Source organism: Streptomyces sp. HD (genome assembly GCF_028369295.1).
GTDB lineage: Bacteria > Actinomycetota > Actinomycetes > Streptomycetales > Streptomycetaceae > Streptomyces.
The window spans coordinates 15,403-37,017 of the sequence record NZ_JAQMYP010000053.1; the positions used below are offsets into that span (position 1 = coordinate 15,403).

Sequence of the window (21,615 nt, forward strand, 5' to 3'; positions counted from 1 at the left end):
ATGAGCGACGACGAGCAGGCGGGCGGCGCGAGCGACGACGCCCCCGAGGAGCCGAGCGGGGGACGGTCGTCCGACGACGGCAAGAAGTCCGGGGACGACAGGAAGGCCGACCGGAAGGGCGACCGGCGCGCCGACCGGAAGAGCGACCGGAAGGCCGGGGACGGCAGGAAGCAGGACCGGGACGACCGGGACGAGGACGACCGGGACCGGGACGGCGAGGACAAGTCCGACGGCGAGAAGTCCGCCGAGGAGGCGGAGAAGGAGAGGGAGCGGGAACGGGAACGCGAGGCCGCCGCCGGGCGGTTCAAGGCGTACACCCGCGACCCCCTCGCCGAGGACGAGGGCGAGGACGGACCCACCGATCTCGCCGCCGCCGCGCGCACCCGCCGGGCCACCCGGCTGCTGTTCGACGTCGGCGGGGACCTCACCCGCTTCGACCGCTCCTACTTCAACCGCGCCCACATCGGCGACAACATCAACCTGCTGCTGGGCGCCCGCCGCCCCGGCGCGGGCATGCGCAGCGGGCCCGTCCCGGAGGAGGAGCTGCGCAGGCTGCGCCGGGCGCATGTGCCGCCGGAGGGGTACGTACGGCTGCGCAACGCGCTGCGCGCCCGGCGGCTGCTGGTGCTCGGCGCCGCGCCCGGCACGGGACGGACGAGTACGGCGCTCTCGCTGCTGGACGAGGTCACCGCCGCCGAGGCGGACGGCGCCGACGCAGACCCCGCGGCGCGGGTGCGCCGGGTCGACTCGGACGGCGGCGTACGGCAGTTGGCGGAGACGCTCGACGGCGAGGGCAGTCAGGCCTGGCGCGGCACCGGTCATCTGCTGGAGCTGTCCCTCGACCGGCCCGACGCCCGGCCCCCGGACGAGATGGACCTCGACGAGTTCGCCGCGGCCCTGGCCCGCCGCGAGGCCTTCGCGGTGATCGTCGTCACCGTCGGCTCGGCGGCGAATCCGCTGCTCGCCGGGCGGTACGGCATGCTCTGCCCGCCCGCGCCCACCGAGGAACTGCTCGCCACCCGGCTGCGCGAGCGGCTGGAGGAACGTACCGCCGAGGCCGGCGAGGACGACACGCCCCTGGACGAACTGCTGGCCCGCGCGGAGGAGCTCGCGACCCGGGCGGAGGTCGAGGACGCGGTCGGGCTGAAGGATCTGCGGCCCGCCGAGGCCGAGTTGCTCGCCTCGCTGCTGGCCGGGCATGTGCTGGGGGACTTCTCCTACGACGACCTGCTGTCCGGCTGCCGCAGCATCGCCGCCGAGCAGGCCCAGGAGTGGTTCGCCGGAGTGGACCGGGCGCTGACCGCGCTGCCGCGCGAGCCGGAGCGGGGGGACCGGGCGGAGCGGGGCGCGACACGGTCGGGGACGGCGACCCTCTTCCACCCGGTGGCGTTCCGGATCGCGCTGGCCGTGCTGGGCGGCGCCTCACACAGCGCGGTGGCCGCCGCCGCCCATCTGCTGACCTGGGAGCTGTCGGTGCAGTCCGACCCCGACAACACCCCGGCCCGCCCGCTGTTCTGCGACGACCCGGACGCCGACGTGGCGCTCTCGCGGGCCGAACTCAAAGACGGCAAGGTCGAGGTGGACGGGCACGACGTGCCGGCCCGGCTGGTCTGGTACCGGGGTTCCGCCCTGCCGTCCGCGGTGCTGACCGAGCTGTGGGACCGGCACTTCCCGGTGCGGGCGCCGATGGTGCGCTGGCTGCGGCTGCTGGCGGACGATCCGCGCCCCCAGGTGTGGATGCGTGCCGCCGTCGCCGCCGGGGAGCTGTGCGTACGGGACTTCGACCACGGTTACACCGAGCTGGTACGGCCGCTCGCCGAGGCGACCACCAACCGCCGGCTGATCTTCGCGGCCACCACGCTGGACCAGGCGGCCGGCCATGACTCGCACCGCAAGGCCGTGCACCGGCTGATCGGCGACTGGAGCAGGAAGGGCACCCCCACCCAGCGCTGGGCCGCCGCGTGGGCGCTGGGCTACGGCAACGCCGCGGCCTCGATGGACGACACCCTGGACGCCCTGGCCCGGATCGGGGTCCGGGACGAGGGGCAACTGGTCACGGTCGCCTCCCACAACGTCGTACGGCTGCTGGTGCTGCCGGACGCCGCCGAGGTGCTGGAGCGGATGGCCGAGTGGACGCACCACAAGCGGGAGCCGTACCAGGACCTGGGGCTCGCGGCGACCGTGCGGCTCGCCCTGACGTCGGTGGACGAGCTGCTGATGGACCCCGACTCGCTGCTGGACGACGCCGACTCGCCGTGGGGCGACCGCGGGGACTGGCCGGTGGCGCTCGCCCTCGCCGCCATCCGGCCCGAACTCGTGGACGCCATGGCCGACCTGATGTGGACGGCGCTGAACACGGCGCGGTCGAAGGACGTCGCGATGGACGCGCTGGAGGACCTGCTGCGCTCCGCCGTGCGCAAGGACGGCGGCGAGGGGACCCGGCCGGGGCTGGCGGCGCTGCTGCCCGCGCTGGCCACGGAGGAGCACGACCGGCGGCGGCTGGACTGGCTGCTGCGCCGCATGATGAACGACCCCGAGAAGCCGCTCCCCGAGCCCAAGGCGCGCGACCTGTGGTGGCTCGCCGTCGAGCCGGAGGAGAGGCCGCGCCGGAGCGCACCGCGCCAGGACAGGACGCAGCAGGACAGGACGCACCAGGCAAGGCCGCGCCAGGACAGGACGCGTCGGGACAGGACGCGCGAGGAGGAGAGGTATGGCTGAGAACGAGGACAGGGCGGCCGACGCGGGCGAGGCGGAGGGCACCGAGTCGACGGCGCCCGCGGGTCCGTTCCTGCGGGACTTCAACACGGTGGCGGACGGCTATCCGCGGGTGAGCCCCAGGTCGGCGCTGGTGCAGTTCTACCGGAACGGCGGCTACACGGTGAGGCGGGCCTCCGGGGTCCAGCACGTCGACAAGCCGGTGCTGGCCAGGACGCGCAGCATCTGCGAGATCGCGCTCGGCACCTATGTGGCCCCGCTCCAGATGGAGTTGCCGGCCGCCGGGGGCACGACCTTCTTCAAGGCCGAGGTGGACATCGAGTGGGCGGTGACCGACCCCCATCTCGCCGCCCTGGAGGTCGTCACCGACGTCGCGGGCCGGCTCACCTCCCCGGTCCTCGAAAGGCTGCGCGAGGTCACCACCACCTACCGGGTGACCGAGGCCGAGCAGGCGAACCGCGCCATCACCCGCGAGTGCGCCGGGGGGGCGCTGGGCCGACCTGGGCTCCGAACTCGGGCTGCGGGTACGGCTGTACGTCCGGCTGCGCGTCGACGACCGGACCATCGAGCACGCCGACGAGGAGCGGGACGCGCACGCCCAGGCCAAGGTGATCCGGCTGCGGCAGGACTCGTACCGGCGCATGTTGCAGGGCGGGGAGCTGGAGCAGCTCAGCTTCATGCTGGCGGCCGACCCCGAGGGCGCCAAGGACTTCCTGGAGAAGATCCGCCAGGAGGGCAGGCAGGACGAGAAGGACCGGGTCGCCCGGCTGTTCGCCATGGCCGCGCGCGGCGAACTCGCCACGGTCGACGTGGAGACACAGGTCCTCAACCTCCTCAACCAGGGCATGGGGCAGCCCATGGTGGGGCCCATCGGCACGGTGCCCGCGCGCCGGCCCCGGGAGCTGGAGGCGTCCGGCGACCGGCCGTTCAACCCGGAATGGGCCTCGGACGAACCGCCCAGGCGCCGGCCCCGCCGGCCTGCCCCCTCCCGGGGCGAGCCCGACCGCCGCGGAACCGCCCGACGAGGCCCCGACCGGGGCGAGCCGTACCCGGGAGACGACCCCGAGTACGACGACCCGGGCTCCCGCCCCCGGCGCCGCGGCCACCGCCCGGAGCCGTACCCGGCGGACGACCGCGCCGCCCAGGACGACCGCGACCACGACGGCCACGACGACGACCGGCGCGGCCCCGTCCGGCGCCGTCCTCACCGGCCCGAGCCCTACTCCCCGCGCGACGACGCCGATTACGACGAGCCGCGCGCCCCGGCGCGGCAGCGGACCTACCGCCCGGAGCCCTACTCCCCGGGCCCGGACCGCGACCACGACCCCGAGTACGACGACGACGCGTACGACTACGACGAACCCCGCTCCCGCGACCGGCGTCCGGCCCACCGGGCGGAGCCCTACTACGCCGACGACGCCGACGACGCCGACGACGCCGAGTACCGCGCGCCACGCGACGAAGCGCGCCGTCGGTCCCGCCGGCCGGAGCTCGGCCCGGCGGGACCGGTCCCGGACCACGACCCCGAGGATGAGTCGCGCTCCGGCGACCAGCCTCGGACCTACCGGCCGGAGCCCTACCACCCGTACGACGAGCGCGAGTGGGAGCGGCCACGGCGTCGCAGACGTGCCGCGGACGACGGCTGGTCCTGGGCGGAAGAGGACCGATGACCGCCGACGGCGCGGCACGCAACTCCCCCGACCCGGTCCTGCCTGTGCCGCACGGGGGTCGGCACTGCAGCGACCGGGCGGGGGAGCGCATCGCGGAGCGGCTGCTGGTCACCGTCCGGGAGGACCTCGGCCGGGCCGACTCCAAGGCGGCCGTGCTGCTCTCGGGGACGCTGGCGCTGCCCGCGTTCCTCGCCGGGTGGCGCGGCACCCCCGCCTGGGACGGGCTCGCGGACACGACGCTCGTCCTGTCCGGGGTGCTGTGGGCCGTCGCGGTGGCCGCGCTGGTCGCGGCGCTGATGCCGCGCACCGGCACGGTCCGTGCCGGGGACGGGGTGACGTACTTCGGCGACCTGGTGGCGGCCCACGATCTCGCGGGGCTGTCCGCCCGGGTCGTGGAGGCCGGGCGGGATCCGGCGAGGTGGCTGCTCGTGCAGGCCGTGGACGTCAGCTCGATCCTGTCCGCCAAGTACCGGGCCATCCGCTGGGGCGTGGGCTCGCTCGCCCCGTCGGCGGCGCTCGCCGTGGTCTGGGGGCTGACCTCGGGCTGATCCAGGACGGCGCCGATCCAGGAGGGCGCACGCGACACCGGCGTACCACCCCCGCACACGCCAACGCACCGCCGCGCCCCCCACCGTCGCGCACCAGGCACGACGCGGCGGCGTCACCACCTACACGGCACACGACGAACGACTCACACGACGAACGACGAACCAAGAACCAGAAGCACCCACCTCACGCACGCATCACGAATGTCGAAGACCAAGGGGACGGCCGTGGGAAGAGTCACGGGAAGACTGCAGACAGGAAGGACCCGGGTGCGCCGCGCCGGATTCTCGGCGCTGGGCGGCACCGCGGTGTTCGCGTCCCTGTTGGCACCGGCCGGTCAGGATCCGGTGCCGGCGGCGGACTCCGAACCGGTGTTCCCCGCGGTCAACTACGCGGTGGCCGTGGACGAGTCGGCCAGCCTCGCGCCCGAGGACATGCAGGCCGAGAAGGCCGCCGCCAAACGCATCGCGCTGGGCGACGTCTCGTCGTCCTCGCGGGTCACCGTGTTCGGCTTCGCCGCCGCCGAGAAGCGCGGCCAGCGCGTGGTGGACCCGGTCTGCCGGCCCACCACGCTGAACGCGGCGGGCCGCGAGGAGGTCGGCAAGTGCGTGGACGGGCTGCGCAGCCGTAAAAAGGACGAGGGCACCGGCACCGACCTGCCGACCGCCATCCGGCAGGGCGTCAACGACCTGACCGACGGCACCGACTCCTCGGTGCCCCGGGTGCTGTTCCTGCTGACCGACGGGAAGATGGACGTCGAGGACAGCTTCAAGTACGGCGAGAAGTCGCACCGCGTGGCCGAGGGCGAGCAGCAGCTGAAGGAGGCCCTCAAGGAGGCCGCCGCGCAGAACGTCCAGATCTGGCCGCTGGGCTTCGGATCCGACCCGGACAAGAAGCAGCTCGACCAGATCGCCGCCGGCGGCTACCGCAAGGGCTGTGTGGAACTGCCCTCCGCGACCCCCAGGGCCCACAAGGTCGACGGGGCGAACGACGTCGGCAGCACGCTGGAGAAGATCTTCGCCGCCGCGCACTGTCTGCGCCACGAGGAGGGCCCCAGCAAGCGGCCGCCGGCCACCCTGGAGATCGGCATCTCCCCGCTGGCCACCGTCGGCAGCATCGTCGTCGACAAGGGCGACCCCAAGGTGAAGATCACCTACCTCGACCCGAAGGGCGACGAGATCCCCACCACCTCCGGTTCCTTCAAGGGGTCCCGGTTCGAGCTGGCGGGGGGCTCCGGCACCGTCGAGGCGCTGAAGATCGTCGATCCGCTGCCCGGTGTCTGGAAGGTGAAGGCCGAGGCCCCGGAAGGGCATCGCTCGCTGCCCGTCGCCGTCAGCGTGCTGTGGCAGGGCGAGCTGAACGGCGCCATCACCATGGACCCGCCCTCGCCGCAGGCCGGTGAGAAGGTCACGGTCACCATGCGGCTGCAGACCCGCGAGGGCTACGAGATCAAGGACCCGCGCGACTACGAGGGGCTGCGCGTGCGCAGCGAGCTGACCGGGGACGGCTTCTCCCCGCAGGCGCTCGACCTCGCCGACGACGGCAAGGGGGCCGACTCCGACGCGAGCGACGGCGACTTCACCGGGACGGTGACCATCCCTCAGGACGCCGACGGGGCGCTGACGGTGAGCGCCACGCTGACCGCCTCGGGACTGAGCGCCGACACCCGCAGCGAGACCGGAAAGGTCGCGCTCGGCGAACTGCCCGTCAAGGCCGTGCTGGAGCTGCCCGAAGGGGACGTCCACCCTGGCGGATCCGTCACCGGCACCCTGGACGTCAGCAACACCACCGACACCGCGCACACCCTCAGGCTGTCCGTCGCCGACGTGCAGGACAGGCGGCTGTCCGTCGAGCCGACCGAGATCACCCTCAAGCCCGGTGCGGAGGACACCCGGAAGGTCACCGTCCGGGTCGCCCCCGCGAGCGCCTTCGGCGACCGGCTCGGCAACGGCGTGGACGTCTCCGGCACCCTCACCGTCGTCGACACCACCGACGGCGACCGGGCCCTCGAACGCGCCCCGGTCTCGGTCCACGTCACGCCGAAGCCCGGGATCCTGAAGCAGTACTGGTGGGCCTTCGTGGCCGGCGCCGTCGTCCTCGTGCTGGCCGTCGCGGCCGTCGTCGCCCTGCTGGGGCTGCGCAGGCGCCGGCGGGACCCGTTCGGGCTGGTGCTGCAACTCGTCGACGAGGACGGCACCATCCTCAACGAGCACAAGGCCGGGCACGGCAACAACAAGCAGTGGTACGAGTTCGCCGTCGCCGAGGCCCATCGCAGCCCGCGGATCGACAAGCGCGCGCACGGACCGTACGCCGTCCGGCGCAGTCGCGAGGGCGGGGCCGTGGTGCGCAAGGGCGGCAGCCGGTTCCCGCTGACCGCGCGCGGCGGCCGCGTCCAGCTGACCGACGCGCTGAGCCTCTCTCTCGGCGGGACCCAGCCGCCGGGACCCCGCCCGTCGGAGGGCGCCTACGCCGGGGGCACCGGTCCGGGCACCCCGGGGCGGGGCGGCACCGGCACCTACGACGACCTCCTGTGACAGACGGGGCGGGCCCTGGCACATCACCACCCGGCCCGCCCTCGCACCGAACCACCGCACCGCATCGCACCCCCGCGCGGCCGTCCCGCCGCGCGACCCCACGGACGTACCCAGCACAAACCTGCGGCCTCGGCGGCCGTACAGCGGGGAGGAAACCATGAAGATCTTCCAGCCGATGCTCTTCGTCGGCCTGGGCGGCACCGGAGGTCTGGTCGGTGCCGAGCTGGAACGCAGGCTGCGTGCCGAGCTGTGCGGTCCGGACGGCATGGCGCTCAGCCGGCAGAACGGCCGCGCCCCCTTTCAGCTGCCCACCTGTCTGCAGTTCGTGTACGCGGACTACAGCGAGAGCGATCTGCAGCGGCTGCCGCAGTTCAACGTGGACCCGTCGCTGCGGGCGGCGTACTCCCGCACCTCCCGGGCCACCCACAACCTGCTGCCGAACTTCGACGCCTCCCCGGAGGTGACCAAGATGCTCCGGGCGGTGCTGCGCGACGAGGTCGCCGACTGGCTGCCGCCGCGCATGGACGAACCGAAGGTCACCCCGCTGCACGCCGGGGCGGGCCAGCTGCCGACCGTGGGGCGGGCGGCGCTGTTCGCCACGCTGCGGCACGGCCTCAACCCGGTGCTGGAGCCGCTGCTCCAGGCGATCGACGCGATCGCCCAGGCGGGCGGCGAACTGAGCGAACTCGGCGGCGGCAGGGTCAACGGCTGCGACGTGTTCGTCGCCTTCTCCGTGGCCGGCGGCACCGGCGCCGGAATCTTCCTCGACTACCTCCACCTCATCAACCACGCCTTCCAGCTGCGCCGCTTCGACGGCGTGAAGATCTACCCGCTGGTCGTCATGCCGTCGTCGTTCGGCACCGCCACCGGTGGCGGACGGGAGGCGGAGCTCAACGCGGCCCGGGCGCTGGTCGACCTGTTCCGGCTGGTGGACACGCAGAACGCGCCGTCGGAGGGCCATGAGATCGGCGACCTCGACCAGGAGCTCGGGCTCGGCATCCGCTACCCGGGCATGTTGCCGATCCGGCTGCGCACCGGCATCCTGCCCACCGGGTTCCTGTTCAGCCCGACCGCCGGCATCCACGCGGACGATCTGCGCCGCTCCATCGTCTCCCTGGTGATGTCGCTGATCGGCACCGAACTGGGCGACGGCCGCACGGCCGGCCGGACGATGGCGGCCGACGACGACTTCACGACCTTCGCCGCGAGCTTCATCAACCGGGGTGTGCAGCGCAGCGCCGTGTCCCCGACCGGCATCGGCCGGCAGGGCGTCTCCACCAGCCTGGTCGCCTCCATGACCGCGCCGATGGACCAGCTGGCCGACCTGGTGGCCGGACGGCTGCTGCGGACGGCGGTCACCGACCTCGTGGAGCGGCCCCGTCCGGAACTGCGGGACGGGACGGTGCCGTTGATGATCCGGCAGCTGTTCGCCGACTCGCACCTCGAAGAGCTGTGGGAACGCAGGCAGTTGCCGGTGCCCGAGCCCGATCCGCTGCCGCGCGGCGGCCGCAACATCGAGTCGGCGCTGGGCGAGCGCATCGCGGACATGCAGCGGCTGCTGTTCGACCTGCGGGCCGAGGCGGACCGCACGGCCGCCGCGATGGCCGACCGGTTCGCGCCGCGCCCCGCCATCGACAAACTCCTCCAGACCGTGGACCCCTTCCTCGCCGAACGCATCGTCAGGGGCGTCCCCGACAGCGACGAACGGATCGTCCAGCTCGGCTTCCTCGGTGTGTTGGACGCCCGCGCCCGCACCCCGCAGCGCCCGCCCGGGGTGACCGAGCAGCCGCCCAAGATCCCCCGGATCAAGGGACAGCTGGGCGGCCTGGCACCGGCGCGCTGGGGCGACGACGACGTCCAGGCCGCCATCCAGGAACAGGACCTCTGGTACCAGTGGCGCAGCCGTCAGGTGTGGCACGAGGCCTGGCGCGAACAGCAGATGCACTGGCAGCCGCAGGCAGACGCGGCCGGCACCGACCTCGTGCGCATGGTGAACGCCTTCCGCAGGCACAGCGACCAGGAGCGCAAGACCGCCCAGCACAAGGCCCGTGAACTGTACGAGGACCGCACCGGCATCTCGTATCTGCTGCCGCCGCAGCGCAGCCTCAACCACTTCTACGAGGACGTCGTCGGCCGGCTGATCCACCGGGAGGCGTTGCGCGAGAACGACGACGAGGCGGATCTGCTGCTCAAGCTGGTCGACGGCGACACCTGGCGGCAGGTCCACGGGCTCAGCAGGCGCGACCCGGAGGGCGCTGTGGCCCGCGTCAAGGGGCAGCTGGAGGCCCGGATCACCCGGCTGTTCGCCGAGAGCGGGGCGCATCTTGAGCAGCGGCCGCTGCTGCCGTCCATGGGCACGCTGCTGGCCGCCGCGGCGGGCGACGCAGAGGCGAAGGACCAGGTCAGCAAGGAGGCGCTCGACCTGTTCGGCCGCAAGCTGACCGGGCTGCTGCCGGTCGGGTTCACCCCGGAGGGCACCGGGCTGCTGCGGGTGCTGGTGACGTATCCGCGGGTGCAGGCCGTGGAGGAGGTGCAGGAGTTCCTCGGCAAGACGCTGCGGCTGCCGTCGGACGCGAAGAACTCCGTGGAGTACCGGGGCGTGGAGAGCGACTCCATCACCGTCGTCCTCTTCCGCAGCGAGATGAGCCTCACCCAGGTGCCCGAGGCCCGCAAGGTGCTGCGCCAGTGGGCCCGCGCGAAGGACAACGAGCAGGCCCAGGACGTACTGCGCTGGCGGCAGCGGCTCGGCTACCGGGACAGCTGGATGGTCAGCGGCGAGGAGGACCGGCGCGTCATCCTGCACCGCCTGCTGTGCTGCATGTGGAACGGCCAGGTCGACGTCGTCGACGGCGACCCGGCCTCCCCGGACCGGGTCCGGCTGCGGCTGCACCCCGAGAAGGGCACCCACGTGCCCGGCGTACGGCTGCGGCTCGGGGACTACCCCGGCGGTGTGTCCAGCTGGGCCGAGCTGCTGCGGTCGTACGAACGCTGGACGGTGCTGGACGACGAACGGATCGTCGAGGACTACTGCCGCGAGCTGATGCAGGCTCAGCCGCAGGGTCTGGCCCGGAACGCCGGCGAACCGCACCCGCTCTTCGTCGACCTGGTCGAGAAGGTCGCCCCGCGCCAGCTGGAGCTGCTGACGGAGCGCCGGGAGCGTGGCGGAGAGCGCGTCGAAGGCTGGGTGCGCCCGCTCTGGGAGTTCTGGGCGGAGACCCTGCCCGCCGCGCTGGACACCGAGTTCGGCGACCAGCGAGCCGTCCAGCCGACCCTGCGCGCCCTGCTGGAGCACATCCGGGGCGGCACGCCGGACGGCCCTCGCACCCGCGACGGCCTCGGGGAACCCCGGCGCGCCGTCCCCGATGAGGACGACTGGGGCACCTCGCCGGTCACCCCGGGCGGCGGGGGCGGGGGCGGTCAGGACGAGTACGACCGTGACTACGGCGGCGGTTACGACAAGCCGTACGGCGGTGAGCGCGGCGACGGGGGCCGGGAGAGCCGGGGCAACCGCGAGGACCGGGAGAGCCGGGACCGCTGGGGCGGCCGCCCGGACGGCGACAGGGGTTCCGGGAGCGGTGGCCGTCGGGAGGAGCGGGAGGAGTACGACGACTACGACGGGCGTGGCCCCGGCGGTGACCGTCCCCGTGGCGAGTACGACAGGCCCGACGCCGACGGCGACCCCAGGCACCCCGCCTACAGGGAGCGGGCCGACGACGGCCGTCGGGCCGGGAAAGAACGCGACGAGGAGGACGAGGAGTACGGCGGGAGCCGGTCCCCCTCCGGTGAGCGCGAAGACCGGCCCCGGGCGCCCTGGGACGACGACAAGCCCCGTGACACCGACCGTGACGTCCCCTGGGGCGGTGACGAGCGGTGAGCCGGGCCCAGGACTTCAGTACCGTCATTCATCTGGACCTGCGGGCCGGGGCGGCGGCCCTGCACGATCCGGCCGCCCTGCGAGCCAGGGTCGCCCAGGAGTTGGGCCGGGCCGGGCTGCCGGAGCCGGACGACCCGCTGTTCCTGGTCGTCGACACCCCGGCCGGCCTCACCGACCACCAGCTGCAGTACGAGCTGCTCACCGGCTACCGGGCGGTGGGCGAGGTCAGGCTGCTGGTGCTGCTCGTCGGCAGCGCGCCGGGCTCCTTCGCGGGCGTCGAGGGCGGCTTCCAGCCCGACCGCCGGCTGTTGCGACCGGCGGTGCTGCGGGCCCCGGGCACCGCACTGCTGTGGGCCGGTGATCTGCGCTCGGCCCGCACCGCGCTGGAGCAGCCCGAGCCGGACGACCCGGACGCGCTGGCGGTCCTGGTGGACGTCCTGTCGGTCCCGGACGTCTACCTCGAAGTGCTGGACAGCGTCCAGTCACTGCCCGAGGCCGTCGCCGCGCCCGGCGTACGGCTGCTGGAGCAGGACCTGCCGCCCGAGGTGCGCGACCGGGCCTGGCGCGACGCGCTCACCCGGTTCGCCGGCGAGGACACCGAACTCGCCCCGGACGTACTGCTGACCGCCTCCTCCGGCGCCGATCTGCCGGAGCCGCTGCGCGGTCTGGTGGCCGGCCGGGGCAGCCGGGACCTCGGACACCGGGAACCCGGCGGGGTGGCCGACGACGCCTACCGTGCCTGCGCGGACGCCCTCGACCATGCCGAGGACGCGCTGGCCGGGCTGCGGACCCTGCCCGGCCTGGTGCGTTCCTCGCGCCGGATCGCCTTCGAGACGGACGTCGACGAGGCACGCCAAGCCCTCGACACCTACCGCGACCTCGTCGCCACGGCCCTGCGCAACGGCGGCGGCAAGGCACCGTCCGCCGCCGAGTCGGCGACCCGCCTGGCGGCCCTCGGGCTGCGGGTGCCGTCGGCCGAGGGCATGGGCGAGCGGATCAGCGAGGGCCTGCGGGAGTTCGCCCACAAACTGCTCGGCCAGGGACTCGCCCTGCGGTCGGTGGCCCAGCGCTTCACCGGCCTCGCCGGACGGGTGGAGCCGCTGCCGGGCTCGGCGCTGCTGAAGAAGCTCACGCCCTACTCCGCCGACGCCGTGGCCCGGCAGACGGCGGGGGCGGCGGACGCCGCGGTGCCCGGCCTGCCGGTGGTCGGCCCACTGGCGGCGGCCGGGGCGGGACTGCTCGGTGCGCTGTGGTCGGGGCCGTTCCTGGCCCTGGCGCTCGTCGTGCCGCTGCTGTTCGTCGGCATGGCACAGCTCGGGGCGGTACGGCTGCGCGGTGCGGGACGGTCCGGCCGCTGGGCCGTGGCTCCCCAGGTCGCGGCGTTCGTCGGCGCGGCGCTCGGGGCGGCGGTGGGCTATGCGACCGATTCCCCGGTCTGGATGGGCACGATCGGACTGCTGGTCGGTCTCGGCGGTGCGACGGAGACGGTACGCCGGCTCTGGCGGGCGGCGGCCGCCTCCTGGGCGCCGGGCCACACGACGGCCGTACTGCGCCACGCCCTCGACGGCCTGGACAACCTGCTCGCGACGGCGGTCCGGGAGCACTGGGCCGTGGAGGAGCGCCTGTACTGCGCCGACGCCGCCCGTTCGGTCGCCGGCATGCTGCGGGCGACGGCCGCCTCGGCGGAGGCGGAAGCGGTGCCCGAGCGGGAACGGCCGGTGAGCGCCGGGGCTTTCGGGGCGCCCGGCACGTCCGGCACGTCCGGCACGTCCGGCGCCAGGGCGGCCGCCGAGCATGACTGGCTCGTCGACGACACGGACCTGGAGCCGGACGAGGCGCCGGGCGAATCCGACGACGGCGACTGGGCGAGCGTGTACGCCTGGGAGGACGAACCGGCGGAAGAGGAGAGGGAGAAGGGGAAGACGCAGGGGATGGGGACGGAGCCGGGCCGGGACGGCAGCTTCTCAAGTGGTCGGCGCGGCCAGGGAGTTGCGCCGCGCTGGCTGGAGCGGGAGAGCGGTGAGGGCGGGCCGGAACTGGTCACGACTCTCTCCGCCGACCTCACCGACGCGGCCCTGGAGGCGATGAAGCACTACTGGGGCGCCGTCGAACGCGGCCAGGCCGGGGCCCGTGCCGTCCGGCGCACCGAGGAACGGGTCCGCGAGCTGCTGTCCACGGCCCGCCATCACCTCCAGCACAACGGCGTACTGGCCCCGCTCCCGTTCGCCGCCCCGCGCCGCGTCCGCGCCAGCTCGGCCAACCTGCTCGGCACCGACCCGCTCGGACCCGCCGAACTGGTCGGCGCGGAGGCCGAACGCCAGGCCGTGGTCCAGCTGTCCACGCCCGAACAGGGCACGCTGCTCAGCCGCGACCCGGCGGCCGCGGTGTGGCTCCGGTTCGCCCCGCGGGCCGTACGCGACGAGGTCGAGAAGACCTGGCGCACGACCGGCACGGTCCACCCGGAGGAGGTCCTGTGGACGTCCTCGGGCCGATACGCCGGCCTGGTCCGCCTCACCCCCCTGCGCATCGGCGTCATCGACACCATCCGCCCCCGGCACGGCTCGGGCCCCGACGGGCCGGACCCGAGCACGGGCGCGGGCAGGGACGTGGGCAGGCACACGGACGACGGGATGGAGTCGTACGGCACGACGGACTCGTACGACCGGAAAGATCCGTACGACCGGGCGGAGCCGTACGAGCGGCCGGAGCCCTACGACCGGAGTGACGCGTACGCCCGCACGGAGGCGTACGGCCACGCGGACCCGGACAACCGGAGCGACACCTACGACCGGAGCAACACCCACGACCGCGCCGACACCGACACCGACACCGACGCCTGGCTGAGTTCGGGCGACTGGTCGGACGCCGACGCACGCTCGGAGTCCGACGCACGAGGGGACGGCGACCGCTGGTGACGAGCACCACGCATTCCTCCTTGCCGGGGCCGGGCGGACCGGGTCCGGACAAGCTCGCCTTCACGCTGCCGTCGGGGCGGCGGCGTGTCACCCCGGTCCGGGTCGGCAAGGAGTTCCGACGGGAGCGGCCGTTGCCCCAGCTGATCCGCAAGGCCGTACTGGACGACGACGGACAGCAGTGCGTGCAGGTACGCCTGAGCGCCAGGGACTCGGCGAACCCGGCGGCACGCGCCCTGCTGGACATCGAGGCGGGCACCACGCTGCAGCTCAACCAGGCGCTGGGCGACACCGATTACGCCCCGCTCTTCCCGAGGATCATCGGCTACGAGCTGGACGCGGCCGAGCCGTTCCTGCTGTACGACCCGCCGCGCGGCACGGCCGTATCCCGGATCCAGGTGATGGGCGCCGCCGACCAGGGCGTCTTCACCCGGGACCTGATGCTGGCGCTGTGTCTGCTGGAGCGGCGGGGCCTGGTGCCGCGCGGTGTCTCGCCGGCCACCGTGCGCTGGGACGGCGCCCGGGTCCAGCTCTGGGGGCTGGAGTCGGTGACCGGCATCGGACGGCCGCGGCGGCCCTGGGGCGGGTCGCCCTTCTGCCCGCCCGAGCAGCGCGACGGCGAGGGACTCGCCGACCCCAGGGACGCGGTGTGGAGCGCCGCCCAGTTGCTGTACCGGCTGGCGACCGGGAGGCTCGGCCCCGCCGACCGCCCGCCGCCCGACCTCGGCGAACACCGCATGCTCGACCAGATGGTGCGCGACGCCTTCGCGCCGAGCGCGGCCGACCGGCCGACGCCCGCCCAGGTGCTCGACCTCGTGGCACCGGGCACCGTCGGCCGGGTCCGGCTGACGGTGCCGCCCGACGAGACGCGCCCGCACCACGACGCCTTCGAGGAGGCGCTGCACCTCAAACGCCAGGCACCGGCCTCCCGGACCGGCAGGACGTCGGAGTCCGAACCGGCGGGTGGCGAGGTGCTCTGCCCGTACTGCCTGGAGACCATCCGGCTCGACCTCACGAAGCTGTTCGCCACCGACAGCCGGATGCAGTACAAACCGCTGGACATCAAGGGGATCAACAACCCGGTGCGGCGCACGGACATCATGCGCGGGGCCGTCCAGAAGTGCACGGCGGACCCGGAGTTCCCCGCGCACTACATCGCCGTGCCCTATCTGACGCACGGCCGCCCGCTGACCGTCGCGATGGTCGGCCAGTCCTCCACCGGCAAGAGCCATCTGCTGACCCAGATGATCGCGGCGATCACCGACGGCGGCCTTGAGCCGTTCGGCCTGAAGTGGCAGTCCGTCAATCCGGAGCAGCACGCCCGGTTCGTACGGGACCGGGTGCAGCCGTTGCGCAACGGCAAGGTCCTCGACCACACCGCGGCGCTCGGCATGGACGACTTCGCCCGCTTCGTGGAGTCCCTGCTGATCACCGACGCCCGGGGTCAGGTGCGCCCGGTCGCCTTCTTCGACCTGGGCGGCGAGGACCTCGTACGGACCGACGCGGCGCTGCGGTTCCTGCTCGGCGTCGACGCCCTGGTCTTCGTCGTCGACCCGGCGCTGGCCCTGCCGCTGCCGCAGCTGGACCACGCCCGGCAGCGCTGGGGCGTGGAGGTGAACCGGGACGGCGACCTGGCGTTCGGCACGGTGCTGGACCGGCTGCCGAAGAGCGGCGGGTATCTGGACGTGCCGTCCGCGATGGTGCTCGGCAAGGCCGACCTCCTGCGCTTCCAGCCGCCCGTGGACCGCTGGCTGACCCGGCCGCCGGCCACCTCGCTGGACCCCGATGTGATGCGCGAGGAGAGCCGGGACGTGTACGGGCTGCTGCGCCGGCACGCGGGCCAGGCGTGGCTGCGTCCCTTCGACGCGGTCCGCCGCTGCACCCTGCACATCGCGTCCGCCACCGGCGGCCAGGAGGACCAGGGCCGCTATCCGGCCGGGGCCGGGCCCCGACGGGTGCTGGAGCCGCTGCTGTCGCTGTTGGCCATGCACGGGATGGTCCAAGTGCGGGGCGGTGCCGAGGCGTTGGCGATCGGGGAGGCGCCAGCGCTGGAAGCAATGCCGTGGGACGAGGCCGAGCGGGACGGGGACGTCGGGCGGTTCGAGCGGGCCGACGGGCCCGAGGAGCCCGAGGAATCCGAAGGAGGGGAACTTCAGTGAACGACTTCCAGGACCGGGCCCCGGTGCACCAGGTCCTCTTCCGCTGGGACGGCAACCAGGGCCGCCAGGACACCGGTATGCATGCCGTCGCCCACTCCTGCGAGGCCGGGCGCGCCGGGGAACTGGCCCGGGAGCTGGGCTCGTTGCTGTGGGTGTCCGGCGCGGCGGCCGCCCGCCCGAGCGTCGTACGCACGCTGTCCCGCGACGGCGACGTCCTGCTCGTCCAGCGCTGGCCCACGAAGGACCGGGGCGGCCGGCCCAGCACGGTCAGCCATGTGCTGGTCGGAGGCCCCGACACCCTGACACCCGGGCGGTGCCTCGGACTCGCGTACGGCGGCTGGCGCGGGCAGGACGAGGTCGAGCAGGCGTCCGGAGGGCTGCCCGAGTTCGACCGCGCGGAACTCGAAAGGGCGGCGTGGAAGCGAAGGCCGGAGATGGTGGAGCGGCTGCCGGAGGTCCAGCACGCGCTGATCCTGGCCACGGCGGAGTTGCTGCGCGATCCGCGGCAGCGGGTGTCCCTCCTGCTGGAGGAGAAGACACCGCGTGACTGGCCGACGCCGGACCTGGTGCCGGTGGCCTATCTCGGGCTGGTCCTGATCTTCGGACCCTGGTTGAAGAAGCGGTGGACCTTCGCCACGTACGACACGGTGGACAGCCATCCCCTGCGGCTGATGGCCGTGCCGCGCTGGGATGCGGACTCGGGTGAGTCCGGCCCGCTGGCCCGGGTCAGGGGCCGCGTGGAGGGGGACCACGGGTTCGAGCACTGGGCCGCGTTCCAGCTGGTGACGCACCTCCTCGCACACCCGGACGCCGACCCCGGCGTACCACAGCTGGTCGGCGAGCTCCCCGACGGCGCGACCATGGACTGGGGGCGGCGCAGCGAGCAGCTCAAGCGGATCCTCGGCGCGGGCCCCGCCACCGGCACGAGGCCGGCACCCCGCCGGCCGGACCCGACGCCGCCTCCCCCGCCCACGGCCCCCGCGCCCCCACCTCCCTCGAACGGCCACGACACCCATGCCCTCCACCGGGACCTGCTCGGCAACCTGCATGGTGACGGGATGCAGCGCCATTACCTGATCGCGCGGCTGAAGGAGCAGAGCGACGAGGTGCTCCTGCACGAGCTGAGCTTCGGCGAAGAACTGCCGCCGGAATCCCTCGACTTGCTACTGAGGGAGCTGGGCAGGCCCGACCGCGTGGACGCTCGTCATCCCGAGATGCAGCACGCGCTGTGCACGGAGGTGCTCCTGAACGGCCTGTACTTCAACCTCCGGGAGCCGAGCCCGGCATACGTGTCGGAGGTCGACCGGGCGGCCGACCTCTTCACGTGGGCCGTCGCCCCGTTCGTCCGGGATCCGCGCCATCAGCCCCATCTGGCGCAGGTACTGCACCTGGTGGGACTCAGCCCCCTGTCCACCGATGCCGAGTGGCTCCGGAAGAGCATCCTCCGACCGGCGAACGGCCCGGTCCCCGACCTCCCGCCGGAGGTGTGGCGCCAGCTGGTGGAGGACAAGATGAGCCAGCCCGGCACACAGCCCGCGGCGCCCCCGCCGCTTCCCGAGCAGCCGCCCCCTCAGCAACCGCCGGCGGAGCCGCCGCTCCCACTGCCCCCACCACCGTCGGTCTTCAAACCGTTGGCTTCGCAGGAGCCGGTCCCACAACCGCCGGTCCCACCGCAGACGGTCTTCGCATCGGAGTCGTCCACCCTCACGGGCAAGCTCTCCGACCTGACCAACAGGTACCCGGGCCGTGCGCTCGGATCCGTCGCCCTCCTCTTCGTCGTCGTGTTCCTCGTGCTGTGGGCGTTCAGCTGACGGGGAGCCGGTTCCTCACCCGCGCGGCTCCCGTACGACGGCCACATCCCCGGCCGGGACCGTCACCGAGCCGTTCACCGGTTTGCCGGTGAGCAGTTCGGTGGCGTCGGCGGGGACGGCCACCTCGGCGTCCCGGTCCGAGTGGTTGATGACGAAGAGGTAGTCGGCATCGGCGCCTCGGCGCAGGACCGCCTCGACGCCCTCGGGAGTCGCACGGACCGGTTCAACGCCCGCCTCCGCCCGGATGCGGTCCAGCAACGCGGCCAGGGTCACCGCGTCCGGCTGAGTTGCGAAGTACCAAGTGGCGCTCCGGCCAAGGGAGTTGCGGGTCACCGCCGGTATTCCCGCGAGCGGCCCGGTCGTGTACGACTCCACCGCCTCGGCGCCGGCCAGCCGCACCCGCTCCGACCACAGCACCCCCGTGCCGCCCCCGTCGAGCCCCACGGACTCGCCCGGCAGCAGCGGGAACAGCTCGTCCGTCGTGACGCCGAGCGCCTCCCGGAACGCGCCTGGGTAACCGCCCAGCCGTACATGGCAGTTCTCGTCGACGGCCCCGCTGTGGAAGCCCACCGCCAGGGTGCCGCCGCGCTCCGCGAAGCCGGTGAGGTTGGCCGCGCCCGCGTCGTCCACCAGGTACAGGCTCGGCGCCAGGACCAGCCGGTACCCCGACAGATCCGCGTCCGGCCGTACGAAGTCCACCGCCACGCCCGACCGCCACAGCGGCTCGTACCAGGCGCGGACCAGGTCCTGGAAGCGCAGCTCGGCGCTCGGCTGGGAGGGGAGTTCCATCGCCCAGCGGGAGTTCCAGTCCCAGACGATCGCCACCTCGGCCGTGCCGACGCTGCCGCGCACCTCCGCGAGCGCCTTCAGATCGGCGCCCAGCCGGACCACGTCCCGCCAGATCCGGCTGTCGGTACCGGCGTGCGGCAGCATCGCCGAGTGCCACTGCTCGGCACCCGCCTTGGCCGCACGCCACTGGAAGTAGGCGATGCCGTCCGCACCGCGCGCCACATGGGCGAGGGCGTTGCGCCGCAACTCACCGGGCCCCTTGGCCCGGTTCACCGGCTGCCAGTTCACGGCACCGGTCGAGTGCTCCATCAGCAGCCACGGACCGCCCGCGAGGGAGCGGACCAGATCGCCGCTGAGCGCGACGTCGATCTCGGACTCGGGATCGGCGGACTGGAGATAGTGGTCGTTGGAGACCAGGTCCAGCTTCGGGGCCCAGCGCCAGTAGTCCAGGGCGTCGAAGTTGTACATCACCATGAAGTTGGTGGTGGCGGGGATGGCCGGGGCCGCCGCCAGCAGCACCTGCCGCTCCGCCTCGTACAGCGAGAGCAGCTCGTCGCTGCAGAAGCGGCGCCAGTCCAGCTGGTGGGTGGGGTTCGGTACGGCGCCGGTGGGGCGGGGCGGGATGATCTCGTCCCAGTCGTAGTACCACTGGCTCCAGAAGCGGGTGCCCCAGGCGTCGTTGAGGGCGGCCAGGTCGTCCGAGTACCTCGCCCGCAGCCAGCGCCGGAAGGCGGCCGCGCTCTCGTCGCAGTAGCACTCGGCGTTGTGGCAGCCGTACTCGTTGTGGACGTGCCACATCGCCACCGCAGGATGGTCCGCGTACCGCCGGGCGATCTCCCCCGCCATCCGCAGGGCCGCCTCCCGGTACGCCGGGCTGCTCGGACAGAACGTCTGACGGCTGCCGTACGACAGCCCCCTGCCGTCCTTGTCCACGGGCAGCGCCTCGGGGTGGGCGCGGAAGAACCACGCCGGGGGTGCCGCCGTCGGGGTCGCGAGGTCGGCCGCGATGCCGTGGCTGTGCAGCAGGGCGAGGACCCGGTCCAGGAGGGTGAAGTCGTACTGCCCCTCGCTCGGCTCCAGCAGCGCCCAGGAGAAGATGCCGACGCTGACCATGGTCACCCCGGCCTCGCGCATCAGGCGCATGTCCTCGGCCCAGACCTCCTCGGGCCACTGCTCGGGGTTGTAGTCGCCGCCGTAGGCGATACCGGGGACGGACAGTTCGCGCTTCATCGGCCGGCTCCCCCGAGCAGGCGGCGGGTCGTGGCCACGCCCCACTCGTCGAGTGACAGCAGGCGGTCGCTGGACGCCATCAGCCCGCCGGTCGCCTCGACGTGCGCGGCCCAGCGCTCCCGGGTCTCCACGGCCGGGCGGGCCATCAGGCAGTCGGGGTCGTTGACCCAGAGCCGACCGTGCTGCCACTGGCGGCCGACGCCCGTGAACTCGGCCGGGTCCTGTCCGGGCTGGCTGTAGTCGTCGGCCTCGGGGCGGCGGTGCGGGGCCGTGTCGGGGCTGACCCGCATCGCGTCGAACAGTCCGATGGAGGGCAGGATCGGCGCACCGCAGCCCAGCAGGTACGCGTCCTCGCCGATCGCCTCCCGGATGAGCCGCACACCGTTGCGGTACGCCGTCAGCGCAGCTGCGTCCTGGTCGTCTCCGTCGTGCCGTACGCCGTCCAGGGCGCCCGCGTAGAGGAAGTCGGCCTTGAAGTAGTCGTAGCCCTCGGCGCGCAGCGTCCGGAAGACCTCGGTCAGATACGCCGCCGCCTCGGGGTGCGTGGTGTCCAGGACGCGCAGGTCGTGGCCCCAGTTGCGGCCGGCGTGCGTGAAGCCGCCGTCGGCGTCGCGGACCAGCCAGTCGGGGTGCTCGGCGGCCAGGTCGCTCGCCGGGTCGACCAGGAAGGGGGCCGTCCAGATGCCGGCGCGGCGGCCCCGGGCACGGATGGCGTCCGCGATGCCGGCGCGGGAGCGGAACCGGCCGGAGAGGGTGAGCCAGTCGCCGAGGGCCTTCTGGTAGCCGTCGTCGATCTGGACGACGTCGACGGGCAGGTCGAGGGTCTCCATCGCACGGAGGTTCTCGTGGATGTCGTCCTCGGTGACGTCGGTGAAGTACTCGTACCAGGAGCACCAGACCGTCGGTGCCGGACGGGGCGGGGACAGCTGAAGGCTGTCGGCCCAGTCACCCAGCACCGACTGGACGGTGGCCCCCGTCCACTCCTTCACCGGACCGTCGGCGCTGACCTCGGCGACGGCGTCGCCGGTCATGACCAGCCGGATGGACGGGACCTCGCTGAGCGGATCCGTCGCCGCCCACAGCCGGACCGGCGATCCGTCGCCGGGGTCGAGCGCCAGCAGGCCCTCCCCCTGGAAGGTGCCCTCGGGGACGGTGACGCCGGGCCGGTAACAGACGGTCGCCCAGTTGGAGTTGGTCGGGCGGTACGGCTTGTCGCCGAGGGCGTAGGCGCCGCTGGGGCTCCAGGACTGCCAGCCCTCCTCGTGGACACGGGCGCGGGCCGCGTCCACCGGCACGGAAGCGACGGGGGTGAAGGGGTGGTGCACGGGGGTCTCTTTCGAAAAGAAGGGGGCCGACAGCCGTCGTCGGCCGTGGA

The 21,615-nt window shown here is 73.6% G+C and carries 10 protein-coding genes; 8 read left to right on the forward strand and 2 right to left on the reverse strand.

The features are described from left to right. The 8 genes from POF73_RS36745 to POF73_RS36780 all read left to right on the forward strand — a co-directional run bounded on the left by POF73_RS36745 (position 1) and on the right by POF73_RS36780 (position 18,221). Positions 1-2,718 (forward strand): hypothetical protein, encoded by a 2,718-nt coding sequence (locus tag POF73_RS36745; RefSeq protein ID WP_272123561.1) that lies wholly within the window; start codon positions 1-3, stop codon positions 2,716-2,718. Positions 2,719-3,356: 638 nt separating this feature from the next. After that, positions 3,357-4,385, forward strand: coding sequence for a hypothetical protein (locus POF73_RS36750; RefSeq protein ID WP_272123562.1), 1,029 nt, complete (start codon positions 3,357-3,359; stop codon positions 4,383-4,385). Further along, positions 4,382-4,933, forward strand: a complete 552-nt coding sequence (locus tag POF73_RS36755) for a Pycsar system effector family protein (RefSeq protein WP_272123563.1) — start codon at positions 4,382-4,384, stop codon at positions 4,931-4,933. The genes POF73_RS36750 and POF73_RS36755 overlap by 4 nt, the downstream gene beginning before the upstream one ends. 267 nt (positions 4,934-5,200) lie before the next feature. After that, on the forward strand, positions 5,201-7,465 hold the full coding sequence (locus POF73_RS36760; RefSeq protein WP_272123564.1) for a VWA domain-containing protein: 2,265 nt from the start codon (positions 5,201-5,203) through the stop codon (positions 7,463-7,465). A gap of 157 nt (positions 7,466-7,622) precedes the next feature. Continuing rightward, complete coding sequence (locus tag POF73_RS36765) at positions 7,623-11,339, forward strand: tubulin-like doman-containing protein (RefSeq protein WP_272123565.1); 3,717 nt, start codon at positions 7,623-7,625, stop codon at positions 11,337-11,339. Then, positions 11,336-14,254, forward strand: coding sequence for a hypothetical protein (locus POF73_RS36770; protein ID WP_272123566.1), 2,919 nt, complete (start codon positions 11,336-11,338; stop codon positions 14,252-14,254). The genes POF73_RS36765 and POF73_RS36770 overlap by 4 nt, the downstream gene beginning before the upstream one ends. Next, positions 14,251-16,410: a hypothetical protein gene (locus tag POF73_RS36775; RefSeq protein ID WP_272123567.1), complete on the forward strand. Its 2,160-nt coding sequence runs from the start codon at positions 14,251-14,253 to the stop codon at positions 16,408-16,410. The genes POF73_RS36770 and POF73_RS36775 overlap by 4 nt, the downstream gene beginning before the upstream one ends. After that, the gene (locus POF73_RS36780) at positions 16,407-18,221 is read left to right on the forward strand and encodes a hypothetical protein (protein WP_272123568.1); all 1,815 of its coding nucleotides are present in this window, start codon (positions 16,407-16,409) and stop codon (positions 18,219-18,221) included. Before POF73_RS36775 ends, POF73_RS36780 begins: the two co-directional genes overlap by 4 nt. 15 nt (positions 18,222-18,236) lie before the next feature. Here POF73_RS36780 and POF73_RS36785 read toward each other — a convergent pair whose 3' ends face one another. Both POF73_RS36785 and POF73_RS36790 read right to left on the reverse strand, forming a co-directional pair. Next, positions 18,237-20,240 (reverse strand): beta-galactosidase, encoded by a 2,004-nt coding sequence (locus POF73_RS36785; protein WP_272123569.1) that lies wholly within the window; start codon positions 20,238-20,240, stop codon positions 18,237-18,239. Further along, positions 20,237-21,565: a glycoside hydrolase family 36 protein gene (locus tag POF73_RS36790; RefSeq protein WP_272123570.1), complete on the reverse strand. Its 1,329-nt coding sequence runs from the start codon at positions 21,563-21,565 to the stop codon at positions 20,237-20,239. Before POF73_RS36790 ends, POF73_RS36785 begins: the two co-directional genes overlap by 4 nt. Between the last annotated feature and the right edge of the window lie 50 nt (positions 21,566-21,615).